Raw genomic sequence first — 18,657 nt, forward strand, 5'->3', positions numbered from 1 at the left:
CCCGACATCACCAGCGAACTCCCGCGTCTCGCGGCGGTGACCCGGCCGCACCGGGGAGGCGGCCTGGCCGCGTCCCCAGTTGTGCCGTACCCGCACGGTGGCCTGGCGCGGCACGCCAACCTGCCGCCCGGCGAGCGGTTGCGGGTGCTGCTGGTGGAGGACGACGAGGGTGACGCCTTCCTGGTCGGTGAGCTGCTCGCCGAGACGAACTCGATGATCGACCTGGTGGTCGCCACCAGCCTCAGCGAGGCGCGGCAGCGGATCACCGGCGTCGACTGCGTCCTGCTCGACCTGGGCCTGCCCGACGCGCAGGGGCTGGACGGGCTGCGCCAGGTGCTGGAGATGCCCAGTGGGGCCGCCGTCTGTGTGCTGACCGGCCGCTCGGACGAGCACATGGGCATCGTGGCCGTCGCCGAGGGCGCACAGGACTACCTGGTCAAGGGCCAGGTCGACGGGGTGCTGCTGACGCGGGCGCTGCGCTACGCGGTCGAGCGCAAGCGCGCCGACGTGAACGCCCGCCGGCTGCGTGAGGTCGAGTTGCGCCAGGCCGAGTCGGCCCGACTCGAACGTGGCCTGCTGCCCCAACCGTTGATGACGACCGACCAGGTGGCGGTGCACACCTTCTACCGGCCGGGTCGACACGCCGCGCTGATCGGCGGAGATTTCTTCGACGTGGTGCAGACCCGTCCGGACCGTCTCGACCTGATCGTCGGGGACGTCTGCGGGCACGGGGTGGACGAGGCCGCGCTCGGTGTGGAACTGCGGGTGGCCTGGCGGGCCCTGGTGCTCGCCGGGGTGCCGGACGACGAGGTGCTGCCCGCACTGGAGCAGGTGCTGATGAGTGAGCGCCGACTTCAGGAGATCTTCGCGACGGTGGCCACCACCCGACTCGACCTGGACGCCAACCGGGCCACCGTCCGACTCGCCGGGCATCCGCCGCCGCTGCTGCTCTCCGGTGGCCGGGTCGTCCCGGTGCCCGCGCCCGGCGGCCTGCTGCTGGGCGTACGACCTCGCCGGCCGATCGCCTACGACCTGGAGTTCGACACCGATGACTGGTCCCTGCTGATGTACACCGACGGCCTGATCGAGGGGCGGGTGGGCGCCGGCAACGAACGGCTCGACGTGCCGGGCCTGAGCGGGCTGCTCGACGAGCCGGCCAACCGGGAGGTGTCGCTGCCCGAACTGCCGGCCTGGCTGGTCGGTCGGGCCGAGCAGATCAACGGCGGCCCGCTCGCCGACGACGTGGCCATGCTGCTGGTCAGCCGGGGCGGTGGCCGGTGAAGCCGGTGAGCGGCGGCTGGAGTCTGCGCCGCCGGGTCATCACCCTGCTCACCGTCGTGGGCGTGCTGCTGATCGGCCTGGCCACCGCGGAGGCGGCGATGGCCGCCCGCAACCGCACCCAGATCGACGCCATCCTGAACCAGACCGGCCCGCTGCGGGTGCAGTCGCAGGAGCTGCTCAACGCGGTGCTCGACCAGGAGACGGCGGTTCGCGGGTACGCGGTCAGCGGTGACCCGGCTGATCTGAGTCCGTACGAGGCGGGGCTCGAGCAGGAGAAGGCCACCATCAGCGCGATGCGGGCGCTGCTCGACGACTACCCGCAGATCGGCCAGGAGTTGCGGGTCGTCGAGGAGAGGGCCGAGCAGTGGCGGGGGGCCGTGGCCGAGCCGGTCATCGCCACGACCGAACAGGATGGCACCCGCGCCGGCCAGGCGTTGGTCACCGAGCAGGCCCGGCAGCGGTTCGACGAGGTGCGCTCGGCCGTCGACGACCTCCAGCAGGAGATCCTGGCCGCCCGGGAGCAGTCCGCGGCGAACGTCCGCAACAGCAGCAACGTGCTGGTCATCCTGTTGATCATCGCGGCCGTGGTGGTGGTCGTGGCCGGCACGGTGCTGCTGCTCTCGCTGGACCGGATGGTGATCCGGCCGCTGACCGGGCTGGCCACCCAGGTCCGCGAGGTCGCCGAGGGCGACTACCAGCACCGCATCGCCACCGTCGGCCCACCGGAGTTCATCCGGCTCGGCGACGACGTGGACGCGATGCGCCAGAAGATCGCCTCCGACCTGGCCGAGGTGCGGGAGGCCCGCGAGCGCATCGAGTGGGTCAACAGCCAGCTCCAGAAGCAGGCCGAGGAGCTCACCCGGTCCAACCGCGACCTGGAGCAGTTCGCGTACGTGGCCTCCCACGATCTGCAGGAGCCGCTGCGCAAGGTGGCCAGCTTCTGCCAGCTGCTCCAGCGCCGCTACGCCGGGCAGCTCGACGAGCGGGCCGACCAGTACATCGCCTTCGCGGTGGACGGCGCGCAGCGGATGCAGCGCCTGATCAACGACCTGCTCGCGTTCTCCCGGATCGGCCGGCTCACCACCGGCTTCGTCGACGTCGACCTCAACAAGGTGATGGGCGACGTGGCCGGTCAGACCGAGGCTGCCCGGCAGTACGCCGACGCCGAGCTGACCTGGACCGAGCTGCCGGTGATCCGTGGCGAGGAGCCGCTGCTCACCAACCTGCTGGCCAACCTGGTCAGCAACTCGATCAAGTTCCGCCGTCCCGACGTGCCGCCGAAGGTGCACATCTCGGCCCGGCTGGTCGGGGCCGAGTGGGAGATCAGCTGCCAGGACAACGGCATCGGCATCGAGCCGGAGTTCGCCGACAAGATCTTCGTGATCTTCCAGCGGCTGCACTCGAAGGACGCGTACCCGGGCACCGGCATCGGGTTGGCGATCGTCAAGAAGATCGCGGAATATCACGGCGGCCGGGTCTGGGTGGACACCGACGTACCGGAGGGCACGGCCATCCGGTTCACCCTCCCGGCACGTCCCGAGGACGTGGAGGCGGCTGCCGCCACCGACCCCGCCGAGCAGCCGCAGCCGGCCACGCCGGGGGACACGACGCCCGCGGACGAGGCGTCGTCCGCGCTGCCGGAGCACTCCGCCGGAGCGGACCAGCCGGACCGGGCCGACGGGTCGCCGGAAAGCGGTAGAACGGGTGACATGAGGGAGACGGTGGGATGACCGCGCCGGCGGACGGCAAGAGCCCGATCGAGGTCCTGCTCGTGGAGGACGATCCGGGTGACGTGTTGATGACCCAGGAGGCGTTCGAGGAGCACAAGCTGCGCAACCGGCTGACCGTCGTCTCCGACGGCGCCGAGGCGCTCGCCTACCTGCGGCGGGAGGGCCAGTACGCCGACGCGGTGGCGCCCGACCTGATCCTGCTCGACCTCAACCTGCCCCGCCGCGACGGCCGGGAGGTGCTCGAAGAGATCAAGAAGGACGACGAGCTGCGCCGGATTCCGGTGGTCGTGCTCACCACCTCCCAGGCCGACGAGGACATCCTGCGCAGCTACCAGCTGCACGCCAACGCCTACGTGACCAAGCCGGTGGACTTCGAGCGCTTCATCGCCGTGGTCCGGCAGATCGACGAGTTCTTCGTCAGCGTGGTCAAGCTGCCGCCTCGTGGCTGACACCCTGCTCGACGACGTCGGTGACCTGCTCCTGGAGGCCGCCGACCAGGTCGTGCTGCCCCTGTTCCGCAAGCTCGACGACGCCGACGTGTCGGAGAAGGCGCCCGGCGAGGTGGTCACCGTCGCCGACCGCCGCGCCGAAGAGTTGATCTCCGCTGGGCTGCGCAGGCTGCGGCCGGGCTCGACGGTGGTGGGGGAGGAGGGTGTCGCCGACGATCCGGGGCTGCTGCGGCACCTGCGCGACAGCGGAGACGTGTGGCTGGTCGACCCGGTCGACGGCACCGCCAACTTCGCCGCCGGCCGCCGGCCGTTCGCCCTGATGGTGGCCCTGCTGACCGACGGCCGCCCGACCGCCGGCTGGATTCTCGACCCGTTGGCGGGGACGCTGGCCGCCGGTCGGGCCGACGAGGGCACCCTGGTCAACGGCCAGCCGGTCGACGCCGCCGACGCCGTGCCGCCACTGGGCGACCTGCGCGGCGCGGCGATGACGCGGTTCCTGCCGGCGGAGGCCCGCGACCGGGTCCGCGCCGGCGGTCGGCGGCTCGGCGAGCTGCTGCCCGGCCAGCACTGTGCCGGCCGGGAATACCTCGACATCCTCACCGGCGAGCAGCAGTTCACCCTCTTCTGGCGCACCCTGCCGTGGGACCATGCGCCGGGCACCCTGCTGGTCCGCGCCGCGGGGGGTGTCGCCCGCCGGTTCGACGGCGTCGACTACCACCCGGCCGACGATGGCCGCGGGCTGTTGGTCGCGGCCAACGAACAGGTCTGGGCCGAGGTGCACGAGGCCCTGCTCGGCTCCTGATCCGCACACCGCGCGACGTCTCCAGACCGTGTGACGGACGTCCGCGCCGCGACTCCAGGCCGTCGACGACGACGGCCGTGGGGCGTCTCCGCCCGGTGTGCGACGACGGCCAGCGCGGCATCGGCGCGCAGTGTGCGACGACGGCGGCACGCTGTGTCGACACTGGGGCCGGCGGGCGCTCACAGGGCTGGTCACCGGCGCGCGTTCCGGTATTGTGACCGGCGGTCTCCGCCAGCAGGCCGCCGACCGGCGCCGGCGGGGACGCCGCCGCGCAGAGGTCACCGGGGGCCGGCGGTCGACGGAAGGACGCTGTCGTGCCCAGGACCAGGCTCAGCCAGCGGCGCGTTCGCCGCGTACTGCTCCCTCTGCTCACCGCCGTCGCGCTGGTGCTCGCCGGCGGGGTGCCCGCGTACGCGGAGCCCGGTGAGGGCGGCACCAAGAAGTTGCAGGACGCGCTGGAGCTGACCGCCAAGGGTCACATCGAGGCCAAGGCCAAGCTGGACAACTCCAAGCGCCGGCAGACGGCGTTGACCGGCGAGCTGAAGGCCGTCGAGGTTCGGCTGGTCGGGCTCACCGCCCAGGTCGGCGAGGTGGCCGCGCAGTCGTACCGGGCCGGTCGGCTCACCCCGACGGCGATGCTGCTCAACACCGCCACCCCGCAGGCGTTCCTGCAACGGGCCGCCGACCTCGACCTGATGGCCCAGCGGGACAGCAAGCGGCTGCGCGATCTCACCGAGGCCCGGCAGCAGGCCCAGCAGGCCAAGATCGCCATCGACACCGAGGTCCGTGAGCAGCAGAAGCAGCTCGCCGTGATGGCGAAGAAGAAGAAGGAGGCCGAGGCGGCTCTCGCCGAGGTCAGCTCGGGCAGCAGCAACGGTTTCAGCGGCGGCAGCTCCACGTCGGCGAAGCCCGCGCCGCGCAACTCCGACGGGTCCTGGCCGTCGGAGTCCTGCTCGGTGAAGGACCCGACGACCTCGGGCTGCATCACCCCGCGCACCCTCAACGCGCTCAAGCAGACCCAGGCCGCCGGCTACAAGCGGCACGTCTCCTGCAAGCGTGAGGGCGGCGGCGGCGAGCACCCGAAGGGGCGGGCCTGCGACTTCTCGGCCGCCACGAACGGCTTCGAGGACAAGAACGCGACCGGCGGCGACAAGGCGTACGGGGACAGCCTGGCCGCCTGGCACGTGCGCAACGCCGACCGGCTGGGTGTGCTCTACGTGATCTGGTACCGGCAGATCTGGCATCCGGGCACGGGCTGGCGGTCGTACAGCGGCAGCGGCAGCCCGGCCGCCAGCCACACAAACCATGTTCATCTTTCGATGTACTGACCCGAAGCGCCCGCTTCGCTGCGTACCATCGCGACGATGAGCTCCCCACCGTCCGACGTCGCGACCACGCCGGTCTCCTCGGGCCCGTCCGTGCCGGTCACCGGCCGGGCGCTGCCCGGCGGCCTGGCCGCCTTCCTGGTCTTCTTCGCAAGCGGCGCCGTGCTGGTGCTGGAGACGGTCGCGCTGCGCCTGGTCGGCCCGTACGTCGGGGTGACCCTCCAGGTGACCAGCTCGGTCATCGGCATCGCGCTGGCCGCGATCGCGTACGGGGCCTGGGCCGGCGGCTGGCTCGCCGACCGGCGTGACCCACGCGGCCTGCTGGCGCCCGCCCTGGTGCTGGCCGGGATCGCCACCGCAGTGACCCTGCCCGTGGTGCGCTACGCCGGGGAGGTCCTGCGGGGCGGGGCGGCCAGCGCCATCCTGCTGCTGGTGGCGCTCGCCGTGTTCGTGCCGGCGGCGCTGCTGGCCGCGGTCACCCCGCTGGTGGTGAAGCTCCAGCTCGCCGACCTGCGTCGTACCGGCCAGGTGGTCGGCCGGCTGTCCGGCATCGGCACCCTGGGCGGCATCACCGCCACCCTGCTCACCGGGTTCGTGCTGGTCGCCGCCCTGCCCAGCACGGTCATCCTGCTGTCGCTGGCGGTGGCGCTCGGGCTGGCCGGCATCGGCCTGGGGTGGTATCTGCGGCGGCAGGCGCGCACCGACCTGCCCGGTCCGGCCCGTACCCGGGCCGCGCTGGCCGTCCTCGGCCTGCTCGGGGCGGGGCTGACCACCGTCGCGCCGAACCCGTGCGACATCGAGACCGCGTACCACTGCGCCCGGGTCACCACCGACCCGCTCCGGCCCAGCGGCCGGACGCTGCTGCTCAACTCGGCCCAGCACTCGTACGTCGACCTGGCCGACCCGAAACACCTGGAGTACGCGTACACCAAGTGGATCGGCGCGGTCGCCGACGTGGCCGCGCCGGCCGGGCAGCGGTTGGACGCGCTGCACCTGGGCGGCGGCGGGTTCACCGTGCCGACGTACCTGAGCGCCACCCGACCGGGCACCGACAACGTGGTGTTCGAGATCGACGGCGGGCTCGTCGAGCTGGGCGAGCGGGAACTGGGCGTACGCCCGGGGCCGGGCCTGCGAACGGTGGTGGGCGACGCCCGCATGCTGGTCGCCGGTGAGCCGGCGGACAGCCGCGACCTGGTCGTCGGCGACGCGTTCGGTCACCTGGTGGTGCCCTGGCACCTGGCGACCCGGGAGATGGCCGCCGAGATCCGGCGGGTGACCCGCCCCGGCGGCGTGTACGTGCAGAACGTCATCGACTACCCGCCGCTGCGGTTCATCCGCGCCGAGCTGGCCACGGTGGCCGCCGAGTTCACCCACGTCGCGTTGATCGCCCCGCCGGAGGCGCTCGCCGAGGAGCGGGGCAGCAACTTCCTCATCGTCGGCTCCGACGCGCCGTTGCCGCTGGCCGCCGTCCGCGCCCGCCTCGACGAGGTCGACCGGAGCGTCAGCCTGCTCTCCGGCGCGGGCCTCACGGAATTCGTCGGGGAGGCGACGGTGCTGACCGACGACTACGCCCCGGTGGACCAACTGCTGGCGACCGCCTGAACGGGTGATATTCCTGACCGATTCCGATCCTTCAGGTGTAGCCCGGTCTCCTGCGGGCAACAACGGCCACCATGGGCGGTGGGGACCGGAACGGCGCACAACTCCTCGATGAGCGGTACCGGCTCATCGAGCAGCTCGGCGCGGGCGGCATGTCGGTGGTCTGGCGCGGTTACGACGAGGTGCTGGGCCGCCAGGTCGCGGTGAAGGTGCTGGCCTCGCGGCTGGCCAGCGACCGGGCCTTCCGGCACCGGATCCGCATCGAGGCGCAGGCCGCCGCGCGGCTCTGCCACCCCAACATCACCAACGTGTACGACTACGGCGAGTCCCACCAGGTCGGCATCACCGTGCCGTACGTGGTGATGGAGCTTGTCGACGGCGGTTCGCTGGCCGGCCGACTGGGCCGGGAGGTGCGGCTGCCGTGGCGTGCGGCGGTGACCATCGGCGCGGAGGTCAGCTCGGCGCTGGCCACCGCGCACGCTCGCGGGGTCGTGCACCGCGACGTCACCCCGGGCAACGTCATGCTCACCTCGACCGGGGTGAAGGTGGTCGACTTCGGCATCTCCGCGCTGGTCGGGGAGAGCGAGAAGGGGCCGGACGGCGCGCTGCTCGGCACGCCCGCGTACCTCGCGCCGGAGCGGCTGGACAACGGCCAGGTCTCCCCGGCCACCGACGTGTACGCCGTGGGGCTGCTGCTCTACCGGATGCTCACCGGCCGGCTGCCGTGGGAGGCGAACACGACCACGCAGATGCTGCGTGCGCACATGTACAGCGACCCGGACCCGATGCCGGCGGTGCCCGGACTGCCCGACGCGGTGACCGACCTGGTGCGGCGCTGCCTGGCCAAGCGCCCCGCCGACCGGCCGACCACCGCCGAGCTGGCCCGCACCCTCGCCGAGGCGGCCGGCATGCTGGCGGCGGTGCCGGTGTCGCCGGCGGCCGGTCCACTGGATCCCGCCGAGCTGGCCAACGCCGGCACCACGATCCTGCCCTGGTCGGCGGAGACGGACGCGCTTCCGCTCTCGCGTACCCGGCGCAGCCGCGACCGACGGGTGAACCGGCGGCGGCGGCGGGTGGAGGCCGGGGTGGCAGCCGTCGGGCTGATCGCGGTCACCGGGGCGATGTGGGGGTTCACCTCCCGCAGCCCGGCAAGCGGCGAGGACCGGCCCACGACCGAGGCGCGGATGGGCCTGCCCGAGACGGCCCCCTGCGAGGTGGCGTACGCGCTGCGCACCGACTCCGGCAAGGACTTCACCGCCGAGCTGACCCTGACCAACACCGGTGACCGCGAGCTGCGCGACTGGACGATGAACTTCACGTTCCCCGGGCAGCAGACGGTGACGAAGGCGGAGCCCGCCCCGGTGCAGCAGCAGGGCGGATCGGTGCAGATCCGGCCCGCAGCGCAGCGGACGATCCTGGCGCCCGGCGCGGCCGAGAAGCTCACCCTCGCCGGGACGTACAGCGGGGCGAACCCGCTGCCGGTGGAGTTCCGGCTCGGCGACGCGACCTGCAGGGTACGCGTCTCCGGGGTGGCCGGGACGACCCCGTCCACGGCCCCGCCGAGCAAGGCTGCCCCGACGAAGGCCCCGACGAAGGCACCGACCAAGAAGACGACGGTACGCAGCGGCTCCGGCGGTGCCGCGCCGAAGCCCAAGCCCCCGAAGCCCGCCAAGGCCCCCGCGAAGGAGCACGCGAAGCCGACCGACGCCAAGGGGCCGGGTGGTCCGGGAAAAGGGTGAAGGCGCCCCATAAGCGCGCCGCGCACCACAAATGAGGCGTCAGCGTCGCCCCGCGAACCGCTGCACCTGGTCGATCCCACCCTCCACGACCAGCACCCCGTCCCGCGGCAGCGCCGTGTCGTCCGAGGCGTACCGGAAGCGTTCACCGGGCACCTTCGCGCCGATCACCCGGACCCCGTAGCGCTCCTCCGGGCGCAGGTCGAGCAGGGTGCGACCGGCCAGCGACTGTGGCACGCGGACGGTGGCGATCGCGAAGTCGTCGTCGAACTCGATGAAGTCGAGCAGCCGGCTGACGATCAGGTGGGCCACGCGGTCCCCGGTCTCCGCCTCCGGAAAGATCACGTGGTGCGCGCCCACCGACGACAGGATCTTGGCGTGCTTCTGCGAGGTGGCGCGGGCCCAGATCTGCGGCAGACCCAGCTCGACCAGCGCCAGCACGGTGAGCACGCTCGCCTCCACCGAGGCCCCGATGGCCACCACGGCCCGGCCGAAGCTGGTGACGCCGAGCTGCCGCAGGGCGCCCTCCTCGGTCGTGTCCGCCTGGACCACCCGGTCGAGTTGGGTCGAGAAGCGCTGCACCTGATCCGGGTCGCGGTCGATGGCCAGCACCTCACGGTCCATCCGGGTGAGAGCGCCGGCCAGGTGGCACCCGAACCGACCCAGCCCGATCACCACGATGCCGCTGCCGTCCGATCGTCTCGCCGACACCTCGACCCTCCTTCTCGTCAGCCGACAATGGGTTGTTCCTGGGGATAGCGGTAGAGCCTGCGCCGGGTGTTCAGGGCGATCGCCGACCCGAGGGTGAGCGGCCCGACCCGGCCGATGAACATCAGCACGGTCAACACCACCTGGCCGCTGGGCGGCAACTCGCTGGCCAGGCCGATGGTCAGCCCGGTGGTGCTGAACGCGGAGGTGACCTCGAACAGGGCGGCGATGAACCGCACGCCCTCGGTGAGCAGCAACAGGAGCATCGTTCCGGCCGTGACCAGCGCGACGCTGAGCAGGGCCACGGTGATGGCCTGCCGCTGGCTGGCGGTGGCCACCCGGCGGTGCCCGACCGTCACGTCGGGCTCGCCGCGCAGCTCCGCCCAGATGGTGAACGCCAGGAGGAAGAACGTGGACACCTTGATGCCACCGGCCGTGCTGGCGCTGCCGCCGCCGATGAACATCAGCACGATCAGCAGCGGGTAGCTCTCCTCCTGCAGGTCCGTGATGTTCAGCACGTTGAAGCCACCGGTACGGCTCAACGCGATCTGGGTGAAGGACGCGAGCACCTTGCCCTCGGCGTCGTACAAGCCGATGGTGCTGACGTTGGTCCACTCGGCGGCGAGCAGGCCGACGACGCCGAGGATCAGCAGCGCCACGCTGCCCCAGATGGTCAGCTTGGTCGCCACCGCCCAGCCCGCCGGCCTGCGCCACTCGCGCACGGCCTCGAACAGGGCCGGAAACCCGAGCCCGCCGACGATGGCGCCGAACGCCAGCGGCAACGACACCCACGGATCGCGGTCGAAGGCCAGCAGCCCGTCCGAGTAGAGCGAGAAGCCGCCGTTGTTGAACGCCTGGACGGCGTGGAACACGCCGGACCAGAGGGCCCGACCGGGCGTGTAGTCGTACGCCCACCAGAGGCGGCCGGCGACCAGCGCGGTCATCACCGCCTCGCACGCGAAGACGGTGACCGCGATCCGGCGCAGCAGCCGGGCCACGTCACCGACCCCGAACTCCGCCGTCTCGGCCTGCACCAGCAGCCGGTTGCGCAGCCCGAGCCGGCGCGAGACGACGAGGATGACCAGCGCCGCGGCGGTGAGGATGCCGAGACCACCGAGCTGAGTGAGCAGGGTGATCACCACCAGGCCCCAACCGGACCAGTAGTTGGGGGTGTCAGTGACGGCCATGCCGGTGACGGACACCGCCGAGGTGGCGGTGAACAGGGCGGTGACCAGGGACGGACGCTGGTGCTGGATGGTCGACCAGCGCGCCAGCAGCAGCGCGGTGCCGAGCAGGATCGGCACCAGGAACCCCAGCGGCACCAGCCGCACGGGGTTGCGGAGTAACCGGCGCACCAGACAATCTTCCTTTTCCGGGTGGCAGCCCGAGTGGGAACGCCCATTCCGGAGATTCACCTGCCGGCCAGTCATCGACCAACTTCCGGTCAATCTCGGGCGGTCTGCTGTCTGCGACATCCCTCGATGACAGGAGACGGCGTTGCGACGTACCCTCTCGATTTTCGGTGTGGCCGGCGCGCTGCTCGCCGCCACCGCCGTGGCCGTGCCCACCCTGGCCGCCGCCGACCCCTCGACCGGGGTCGACCGCGCCCGAGGCAACGACCGGCCGATCGTCATCGGTCACCGGGGCGCCAGCGGCTACCGGCCGGAGCACACCCTGGAGGCGTACCGGCTGGCGATCCGGATGGGTGCCGACTACGTCGAGCCGGACCTGGTGTCCACCTTCGACGGTGTCCTGGTCGCCCGACACGAGAACGAGATCTCCGGCACCACCGACGTGTCGACGCACCCGGAGTTCGCCGGCCGGAAGACGACGAAGACCATCGACGGGGTCGCCGTGACCGGCTGGTTCACCGAGGACTTCACCCTGGCCGAGCTGAAGACGCTGCGGGCCAAGGAGCGGCTGCCGCAGGTCCGCGTGGCGAACACCGCCTTCGACGGACGCTTCGAGGTGCCCACCCTCCAGGAGGTCATCGACCTCGCTCGCACCGAGGGGCGGGCACGGGGCCGCACCATCGGCATCTACCCGGAGACCAAGCACCCGACCTACTTCACGTCGATCGGACTGCCGCTGGAGGAGCCGCTGCTGAAGGTGTTGCGGCAGAACAAGCTGGACCGGAAGAACTCGCCGGTCTTCATCCAGTCGTTCGAGACGGCCAACCTGCGTCGACTGAGCCGGCTGACCGACGTGAAGCTCGTCCAGCTGCTCGACGCCACCGGCCGCCCATACGACTTCACCGTCGCCGGCGACACCCGCAGCTACCAGGACCTCGCCTCGGCGGCCGGCCTGAAGTGGATCGCCGGGTATGCCGACGGCATCGGCGCGAACAAGAACCTGATCGTGCCCCGCGACGCCGCAGGCAAGCTGCTCGCCCCGACGAACGTGGTGCGTGACGCACACCGCGAGCGGCTGCTCGTGCACGCCTGGACGTTCCGCGCGGAGAACCAGTTCCTCCCCGTGGACTTCCGGATCGGCACCGACCCGAACGCGCGCGGTGACATCACGTCCGAGTACGAACTCTTCCTCGGCCTGGGTCTGGACGGCGTCTTCAGCGACCACCCGGACACGGCAGTCGCCGCCCGCGCCGGCCTCGCCGACAACTGACCTCGGCCCGGAGCTGACCCGCTCCGAGCCGACCACCGGGCCGATCACGCCCGGCCCACACGCTGGCCCGTCGTCCGTCACCTCGGACGCCGGGCCAGCGGCGTCTCCGGCACAGCCCGCAGGCCCAAGACCCGCCGACCTCTTGTACGGGACGCCCCACTCGACCGGAGCCACTTGCTGTGTTGAGCGGTATACCTGTGAGTCATAAAAATGACTCACAGGTATACCGCTCAACAGGAGATGGCTCGCCCGACGGCGACACTCCCCAAGGTCGCGCTCGATCCAGGATGTAGTGGCCTCGCCGTGCTCCCGAGGCCACTACATCAACGATCGAGCACGATCTTGCGAGGGCCGTACGGCTGACGGCTGAGCGGCGGATGGCTCGGCGGGACACACCTGTCGATCCATCCGTGGCGCTTCGGGCTATCGGGAGGCCTGGGCCGAGGGTGGTAGTGCGGCCCGCTGTAACCCCGGGCCACCCCCTTCCTGTTACTTGTGTGTTTCCGCCACATAGCTCGTGGGTGACGTCACTTCTAGCGTGAGCCGACAACACAGCATCCTGTCCTCACCTGGAGTCGCGATGACGGTCCGGCACACGCGGCGGGCGTTCCTCTCCGCCGCCACGATGATGGCTGCGGCGCTCGCCGCAACGGCCTGTGGTAGCCCGCAGGACACCGCCACCGGCGGCGGCGACAGCGCCGCCCCGGTCAAGGTTGGCCTGGTGTACTCCCAGTCGGGAGCCCTGGCCAGCTACGGAAAGCAGTACGTCGAGGGGTTCAAGGCGGGGTTGGACTTCGCCACCAAGGGCACCGGCAAGGTGGGTGACCGGAAGATCGAGCTGACCGAGGTCGACGACGCCGGCGACCCGGCCAAGGCGGTCTCCGCCGCGAAGGACCTGATCGGCAAGGGTACGAAGATCATTGCCGGCTCGACCGCGTCCGGTGTGGCGCTCCAGGTCGCGCCGATCGCGGCGCAGAACAAGGTTCTCTTCATCTCCGGCCCGGCCGCTACCGACGCGGTGACCGGGGCGAACAAGTACACGTTCCGCTCCGGCCGGCAGTCCTACCAGGACGTGGTGACCGCCAAGTCGTTCATCGGCGACCCGGCCGGCAAGAAGGTCGTGGTCTTCGCCCAGGACGGCGCGTTCGGCGACGCCAACGAGGCGGCCGTCAAGGCGGTCATCGGTAGCGCCGGCGCCACCGTGAGCAGCGTCCGGGCGCCGGCCAGTGCCACCGAGTTCACGCCGTTCGCCAGCCAGATCAAGGCCGCCAAGCCGGACCTGCTCTTCGTGGCCTGGGCCGGCACGACCGCCCCGGCCATGTGGCAGACGCTCGACCAGCAGGGTGTGCTCTCCTCCACCACGGTCGTCACCGGCCTGGACATCCGGGCCTCCTGGCCGACGTTCGGGGCGGCCGGCGCGAAGATCTCCTTCCTCTCGCACTACTTCGACGGTGCGTCCGACACCGAGGCCAGCAAGGCGCTCAAGGCCAAGGTGAACACCATCGACCTGTTCCACCCGGACGGCTTCGCCGCCGCCCAGATGGTGGTCCGCGCGGTGCAGGAGGGCGGCGACGACGTCGACAAGATGGTCACCGCGCTGGAGGGCTGGAGCTTCGACGGGGTCAAGGGCAAGATGACCATCCGGGCCGCCGATCACGCGCTGCTCCAGCCGATGTTCCAGGCCAAGCTGACCGGCAGCGGCACCGCCTTCACGGCGACCGCGCAGAAGAGCCTCACCGGTGACGAGACCGCGCCGCCGGCCGTGGCGATGAAGGGCTGATTCATGCTCGCCACCCGCGGTCTGACCTGGCGGATCGGTGAGGTCGCCATCGTCGACAGCGTCTACCTCGACCTGGCGCCCGGGGAGTTCCTGGGCGTGATCGGGCCGAACGGCGCCGGCAAGACCTCACTGTTCAACCTGATCACCGGCCTGCGCCGGGCCACGGAGGGTCGGATCACCCTGGACGGGCAGGACATCGGTGGGCTTGCGCCGCACCGGCGGGCCCGCCTCGGTCTGGGCCGTACCTTCCAGGCGTCGTCGGTCTTCGGCTCGCTCAGCGTGCGGGAGAACGTCCGGCTCGCCGTGCAGGCGCACCGCGGGGGCTCGATGGCGCTGTGGCGGCGGGCGGCGGCCGACCGGGAGGTCGCCGCCGCCGCCGACGCGGCGCTCGACCGGGTCGGCCTCGCCCACCGGGGTACGGCGATGGCCGGCACCCTGGCACACGGCGAGAAGCGCAAGTTGGAGATCGCTCTGCTGCTGGCCGGTGAGCCGCGGGTGATGCTGCTCGACGAGCCGATGGCCGGCGTCAGCGCCGAGGACGTGCCCGAGCTGGTCGCCGTCATCAAGTCGTTGACCGGGGACAGCGGTCGGGCGGTGCTGATGGTCGAACACCACATGGACGTGATCCTCGAACTGGCCGACCGGATCGCCGTCATGCACCACGGCGCGCTGCTCGCCTGCGACACCCCGGAGACGGTGATGGCGAACCCCACCGTGCAAGAGGCCTACCTGGGGGAGTCGCTCTGATGGAACCGATCCTCAGCGTGGAGGACCTGTCGGTCCGGATCTCCGGGCTGCACATCCTCCAGGGGGTGTCCTTCACTGTCGCCCCGACCGGGGTGACCGTCCTGCTCGGCCGCAACGGGGTCGGCAAGACCACCACGCTGCGCGCGATCGTCGGCCTCACCCCGCCCGCCGGCGAGGTCCGCGGCACCATCCGGATGGGCGCGCAGAGTCTGCTGGCCCGCCCCACGCACCGGCTGGTCCGCGGCGGTCTCGGTTACGTGCCCGAGGACCGCTGCGTCTTCGCCGGCCTCACCGTCGCGGAGAACCTGCGGCTCGCCGAGCGGCGCGGCACCACCCCGGCGTACGACAAGGTCTTCGCGCTCTTTCCGGAGCTGGACCGGCGCGGACGCCAACGGGCCGGTTCGCTCTCCGGCGGGCAGCAGCAGATGCTCGCGATCGGGCGGGTGCTGCTCAACGACAACCGGCTGCTGCTGGTCGACGAGCCGACCAAGGGGTTGGCGCCGAAGGTGGTGACCGAGGTGGCCGAGGTGTTGGAACGGGTCGCGGAGTCGGTGCCGGTGCTGCTCGTCGAGCAGAACCTGGCGGTGGTACGCCGGCTGGCCCGCGACGCGGTGGTGCTGGCCGCCGGCAAGGTGGCCTGGACCGGCGACGCCCGGGAGCTGCTGTTGGAGACGGCGCTGACCAAGTCGCTGCTGGGTGTGGGCTCGGCGGAGGTGAACCACTGATGGGCACCGTGATCCTCTTGACGCTGACCGGGCTCGGCCTGGCGGCGCTGTACTTCCTCGTCGCGTCCGGCCTGTCCCTCGTCTTCGGCCTGGCCGACGTGCTCAACTTCGCGCACGGACTGTTCCTCGGCGTCGGCGCGTACGGCACCTGGTGGGCGGCGGGCAATCTGCCCGGTGCCGGCGGCGACGGGTTCGGCTTCGTGTTCGCGGTCGCCTTCGGGGTGGCCGCCGGCACGCTGGTGGCGATCCTGGTCGAGCTGGTGCTGATCCGCCCGCTGTACTCCCGCACCATCGAGCAGGTGCTGGTCACCGTCGGGCTGTCGCTGGCCGGGGTGGCGTTGCTCCAAGCCACCTGGGGTGCGGACGCCCGGCCGTTTCCCCGGCCGGACTGGACCCGGGAGGTGACCGGGATCCTCGGCGCGCAGGTGCCCAACGGTGGCCTGCTGCTGATCGTCGCGGCGGTGCTGGTGCTCGGCGCGATCCTGGCGTTCCTGCGGTGGACCCGCTACGGCCTGGTGATCCGGGCCGGGGTGGAGAACCGGGAGATGGTGACCGCGCTCGGCATCGACGTCCGCAAGGCGTTCACCCTGGTCTTCGCGATCGGGGGGGCGGCCGCCGCGCTCGCCGGTGCGCTCGGCGGGGTCTACTTCGGCACCGTCTCGCCCGGGCAGGGCGGCTCGCTGCTGATCTTCGCGTTCATCGTGGTGGTGATCGGCGGGATGGGCTCGGTGGTCGGCTCCGCGTACGCGGCGGTCGTGGTCGGGCTGGTGCAGCAGTTCGTCAACTACTACGGCACGTCCGGGCTGGGCGACATCTGCGTGGTCGGCCTGCTGGCCGTGGTGCTGCTGCTGCGCCCGCAGGGCATCGCCGGAAAGGTGGCAACGGCATGACGGTGATCGATGCGCCTCCCGCGCAGGTGCCCGACGAGTTGACCCCGCAGCGGGGGCGGTGGCACCGGGTCCGCCCGTTCCTGCCGCTGGTCGCGCTGGCCGTGCTGGCGATCCTGCCGTACTCGACGATCTCCCTGCCGGGGATCTTCGAGGGGCCGGTCAACTCACCCGGCACCCTGCAACTGCTCGCCATCTGCCTGATCTTCGGCGGGCTGGCGGCCGGGTACGACCTGCTCTTCGGCCGGACCGGGATGCTCTCCTTCGGGCACGCGCTGTACTTCGCCGCCGGTGTCTACGGCACCGACATCCTGGTCACCCGGGCCGGCCTGCCGCTGTGGCAGGCGGCGCTGCTGACCATCACCGGGGGAACCATCCTCGCGGCGCTGCTCGGCGCGGTGGCGCTGCGGACCGTGGGCATCGCCTTCGCCATGGTCACCCTCGCCTTCGCCCAGGTCGGCGCGATCCTGGTGGCCCGGGACTTCGGCGGGCTCACCGGCGGCGAGGAGGGTCTGCCGCTGGACGTGTCCGGGCTGCCCGCCGGGCTGGTCGGGGTGACCAACACGGTCAACCTGTACTGGTTGGCGCTCGCGTACCTGACGCTTGTGGTGTTCGTGGTGCACCGGGTGAGCGGGTCGCCGACCGGTCGGGTGCTCGCCGGGCTGCGTGACGACGAGCGGCGGATCGGCGTGCTCGGGCTGGACCCGTACCGCTACAAGCTGGTGGCGTTCACCCTGGCCGGCGGGCTGGCGTCGACGGGCGGGGTGGTCTACGTCCTGATCGTCGGCGGCGCGTCGCCGCACATCACCTCGTCCGAGCTGACCCTGTCGCTGCTGGTCATGGTGGTGCTCGGCGGGCCGGGCACCCGGTGGGGGCCGGTGCTCGGTGGGGTCCTCTACATGTACCTGGACCACCGGCTCACCGCGTTCGGCACGAGCGACGCGGTCGACAACCTGCCGGCCGTCCTCAGTCACCCGCTGAGCCAGCCCCTGTTCGTCCTGGGCACGGTCTTCATCCTGGCCGTCTACTTCTTCCCCGGAGGCATCACAAGCCTCGCCCCCCGCCTGGCCCACCTGACCAGATCCCTCCGCCCCCCACGCTGACCCCTCTGTCGATCATGAAGTTATTGCCACGACACGCCGTCGCGGATGGCGATAACTTCATGATCGACGGGGTTCTGTGGATGGCCGAGGGGCACGGCGGCTCGGTCCTCGGCCGCTGAGCACGCCACGCCGACCCGCAGCGCACTGAGCACGCCACCGTCCGCGGACGACGACAGGGCGGCGGCCCCCCGTGTGGCCGCCGCCCTCTGCGTCGTGGATCAGCCGTTCAACAACTCGTACGCCATCGCCGGCGCCTTCGTGGCGGCGGCGCCGGTCGGCACGCTGATCTTCGGCGCGCTGCCGTAGTCGGCGTACTTCACGACGTAGTCGTACGCCTTCGCCTTGCCGGCGGCCGGCATCTTCAACGTCAGCGAGGCCAGGTGCTTGTCCGCGCCGACCACCGCGGTGAACGGCACCTTCTTGGCGGCCTCCCCGAGGGCCGCCGCCTCGCCCTCCTCCAGCGCCTTCGACGCCTCCGGCTCGCTCACGTCGATGAACCCGACGTACTGACCGGGGCTCTTCTCCTCGACCGAGGTGGCCGCCTGGATCAGCGGACCGGCGTTGCCCTGGTCCACACCGTCGTAGGACGGGACGCTCTCGGCGTCGGTCAGCTTCGCGCGGTCCAGCTTCATCCACTTGTCGGGGAACTTCGGCAGGCCGGGACGGCCGCTGAGCTTCACCTTCACCCAGTACTGCTCCTCGATCACCAGGAACGACATCTTCAACGCGATGCCGTCGGAGTCCGGCGGCATGACCATGTTGAGTTCGAGTCCCTTCGCCGCCGGGTCGACCCGGCCGTCGACGGTGCTCGACGCGTCCTTGCCGCTCAACCGGAACGCCCCCTCGGTGCCGTCCGGGACGGCGTCGAGGAGCGCCTCCTTCGGACTGACGCTCGGGCTGGCGGACGGGCTGCTCTGTGGCGCCGCGGCCGGTTCGCTCTTCGACCCGCAACCCGCGAGCAGGGTGGTCGCGGCCAGCACGGCGGCGGCCGTACCGACCGTCCGTCGGATGGTGCCGGCGGTGCCCGTTGCCTGTGTCATCGCACTTCTCTTTCTCGCTGCCTGGCTTCTGCCGACGACGATGCTGCCGGCCGGCACGGCGGTTCGGCTGCCGTCCGGCTGCCGTCCGGCTGCCGGGCACTGCCGTCCGGCGCTCGCGGGGGT

The 18,657-nt window shown here is 71.6% G+C and carries 16 protein-coding genes; 13 read left to right on the top strand and 3 right to left on the bottom strand.

The genetic code is table 11. The features are described 5' to 3' along the window. Window positions 1–81 precede the first annotated feature (81 nt). The 7 genes from ACFYPH_RS27950 (at window position 82) to ACFYPH_RS27980 (ending at window position 8,925) form a co-directional block, all read left to right on the top strand. Window positions 82–1,281 carry a fused response regulator/phosphatase gene (locus tag ACFYPH_RS27950; protein ID WP_354854439.1) on the top strand — a complete coding sequence of 400 codons (1,200 nt, stop codon included), beginning with the start codon at window positions 82–84 and terminating at the stop codon, window positions 1,279–1,281. Continuing rightward, window positions 1,278–3,011 (top strand): CHASE3 domain-containing protein, encoded by a 1,734-nt coding sequence (locus ACFYPH_RS27955; protein WP_354854437.1) that lies wholly within the window; start codon window positions 1,278–1,280, stop codon window positions 3,009–3,011. Before ACFYPH_RS27950 ends, ACFYPH_RS27955 begins: the two co-directional genes overlap by 4 nt. Then, on the top strand, window positions 3,008–3,460 hold the full coding sequence (locus ACFYPH_RS27960) for a response regulator (RefSeq protein ID WP_387185945.1): 453 nt from the start codon (window positions 3,008–3,010) through the stop codon (window positions 3,458–3,460). Before ACFYPH_RS27955 ends, ACFYPH_RS27960 begins: the two co-directional genes overlap by 4 nt. Continuing rightward, entirely contained in the window at window positions 3,453–4,262 is an 810-nt protein-coding gene (locus ACFYPH_RS27965; protein WP_355064560.1) for an inositol monophosphatase, read from the top strand. Before ACFYPH_RS27960 ends, ACFYPH_RS27965 begins: the two co-directional genes overlap by 8 nt. Before the next feature lie 314 nt (window positions 4,263–4,576). Beyond that, on the top strand, window positions 4,577–5,590 hold the full coding sequence (locus tag ACFYPH_RS27970) for a hypothetical protein (protein ID WP_354854432.1): 1,014 nt from the start codon (window positions 4,577–4,579) through the stop codon (window positions 5,588–5,590). A 36-nt stretch (window positions 5,591–5,626) separates the two neighbouring features. Next, entirely contained in the window at window positions 5,627–7,189 is a 1,563-nt protein-coding gene (locus tag ACFYPH_RS27975; RefSeq protein WP_363936037.1) for a fused MFS/spermidine synthase, read from the top strand. 71 nt (window positions 7,190–7,260) lie between these two features. Continuing rightward, window positions 7,261–8,925, top strand: coding sequence for a serine/threonine-protein kinase (locus ACFYPH_RS27980; protein WP_387185950.1), 1,665 nt, complete (start codon window positions 7,261–7,263; stop codon window positions 8,923–8,925). 39 nt (window positions 8,926–8,964) lie between these two features. Here ACFYPH_RS27980 and ACFYPH_RS27985 read toward each other — a convergent pair whose 3' ends face one another. Together ACFYPH_RS27985 and ACFYPH_RS27990 are read right to left on the bottom strand one after the other, a co-directional pair. After that, entirely contained in the window at window positions 8,965–9,633 is a 669-nt protein-coding gene (locus tag ACFYPH_RS27985; RefSeq protein ID WP_354854427.1) for a TrkA family potassium uptake protein, read from the bottom strand. 17 nt (window positions 9,634–9,650) lie between these two features. After that, window positions 9,651–10,985 (bottom strand): TrkH family potassium uptake protein, encoded by a 1,335-nt coding sequence (locus ACFYPH_RS27990; RefSeq protein ID WP_387185954.1) that lies wholly within the window; start codon window positions 10,983–10,985, stop codon window positions 9,651–9,653. Window positions 10,986–11,127: 142 nt separating this feature from the next. Here ACFYPH_RS27990 and ACFYPH_RS27995 point away from each other — a divergent pair, with 142 nt between their 5' ends. The 6 genes from ACFYPH_RS27995 to ACFYPH_RS28020 all read left to right on the top strand — a co-directional run bounded on the left by ACFYPH_RS27995 (window position 11,128) and on the right by ACFYPH_RS28020 (window position 17,494). Further along, on the top strand, window positions 11,128–12,252 hold the full coding sequence (locus tag ACFYPH_RS27995; RefSeq protein WP_387185957.1) for a glycerophosphodiester phosphodiesterase: 1,125 nt from the start codon (window positions 11,128–11,130) through the stop codon (window positions 12,250–12,252). 580 nt (window positions 12,253–12,832) lie between these two features. Then, a complete protein-coding gene (locus ACFYPH_RS28000; RefSeq protein ID WP_266246453.1) occupies window positions 12,833–14,032 on the top strand; it encodes a substrate-binding domain-containing protein in 1,200 nt (399 codons plus the stop codon). 3 nt (window positions 14,033–14,035) lie between these two features. Continuing rightward, window positions 14,036–14,779 carry an ABC transporter ATP-binding protein gene (locus ACFYPH_RS28005; RefSeq protein WP_354854420.1) on the top strand — a complete coding sequence of 248 codons (744 nt, stop codon included), beginning with the start codon at window positions 14,036–14,038 and terminating at the stop codon, window positions 14,777–14,779. Next, the gene (locus tag ACFYPH_RS28010; protein ID WP_354854418.1) at window positions 14,779–15,504 is read left to right on the top strand and encodes an ABC transporter ATP-binding protein; all 726 of its coding nucleotides are present in this window, start codon (window positions 14,779–14,781) and stop codon (window positions 15,502–15,504) included. The genes ACFYPH_RS28005 and ACFYPH_RS28010 overlap by 1 nt, the downstream gene beginning before the upstream one ends. Beyond that, window positions 15,504–16,394, top strand: coding sequence for a branched-chain amino acid ABC transporter permease (locus ACFYPH_RS28015; RefSeq protein WP_387185961.1), 891 nt, complete (start codon window positions 15,504–15,506; stop codon window positions 16,392–16,394). The genes ACFYPH_RS28010 and ACFYPH_RS28015 overlap by 1 nt, the downstream gene beginning before the upstream one ends. Further along, window positions 16,391–17,494: a branched-chain amino acid ABC transporter permease gene (locus ACFYPH_RS28020; RefSeq protein ID WP_355067738.1), complete on the top strand. Its 1,104-nt coding sequence runs from the start codon at window positions 16,391–16,393 to the stop codon at window positions 17,492–17,494. The genes ACFYPH_RS28015 and ACFYPH_RS28020 overlap by 4 nt, the downstream gene beginning before the upstream one ends. 218 nt (window positions 17,495–17,712) lie before the next feature. Here the strand turns inward: ACFYPH_RS28020 and ACFYPH_RS28025 are convergent, their stop codons facing one another. Next, window positions 17,713–18,534: a hypothetical protein gene (locus ACFYPH_RS28025; RefSeq protein WP_355067736.1), complete on the bottom strand. Its 822-nt coding sequence runs from the start codon at window positions 18,532–18,534 to the stop codon at window positions 17,713–17,715. Window positions 18,535–18,657 lie beyond the last annotated feature (123 nt).

The organism is Micromonospora sp. NPDC005252 (genome assembly GCF_042872475.1).
Lineage (GTDB): Bacteria > Actinomycetota > Actinomycetes > Mycobacteriales > Micromonosporaceae > Micromonospora.

Excerpts from the sequence above, each read along its gene's own strand:
- ACFYPH_RS28015 (WP_387185961.1), top strand. The coding sequence starts at position 15,504 with ATGGGCACCGTGATCCTCTTGACGCTGACCGGGCTCGGCCTGGCGGCG.
- ACFYPH_RS27980 (WP_387185950.1), top strand. The coding sequence starts at position 7,261 with ATGGGCGGTGGGGACCGGAACGGCGCACAACTCCTCGATGAGCGGTAC.
- ACFYPH_RS27960 (WP_387185945.1), top strand. The coding sequence starts at position 3,008 with ATGACCGCGCCGGCGGACGGCAAGAGCCCGATCGAGGTCCTGCTCGTG.
- ACFYPH_RS28000 (WP_266246453.1), top strand. The coding sequence starts at position 12,833 with ATGACGGTCCGGCACACGCGGCGGGCGTTCCTCTCCGCCGCCACGATG.
- ACFYPH_RS27975 (WP_363936037.1), top strand. The coding sequence starts at position 5,627 with ATGAGCTCCCCACCGTCCGACGTCGCGACCACGCCGGTCTCCTCGGGC.
- ACFYPH_RS28025 (WP_355067736.1), bottom strand. The coding sequence starts at position 18,534 with ATGACACAGGCAACGGGCACCGCCGGCACCATCCGACGGACGGTCGGT.
- ACFYPH_RS28005 (WP_354854420.1), top strand. The coding sequence starts at position 14,036 with ATGCTCGCCACCCGCGGTCTGACCTGGCGGATCGGTGAGGTCGCCATC.
- ACFYPH_RS28020 (WP_355067738.1), top strand. The coding sequence starts at position 16,391 with ATGACGGTGATCGATGCGCCTCCCGCGCAGGTGCCCGACGAGTTGACC.
- ACFYPH_RS28010 (WP_354854418.1), top strand. The coding sequence starts at position 14,779 with ATGGAACCGATCCTCAGCGTGGAGGACCTGTCGGTCCGGATCTCCGGG.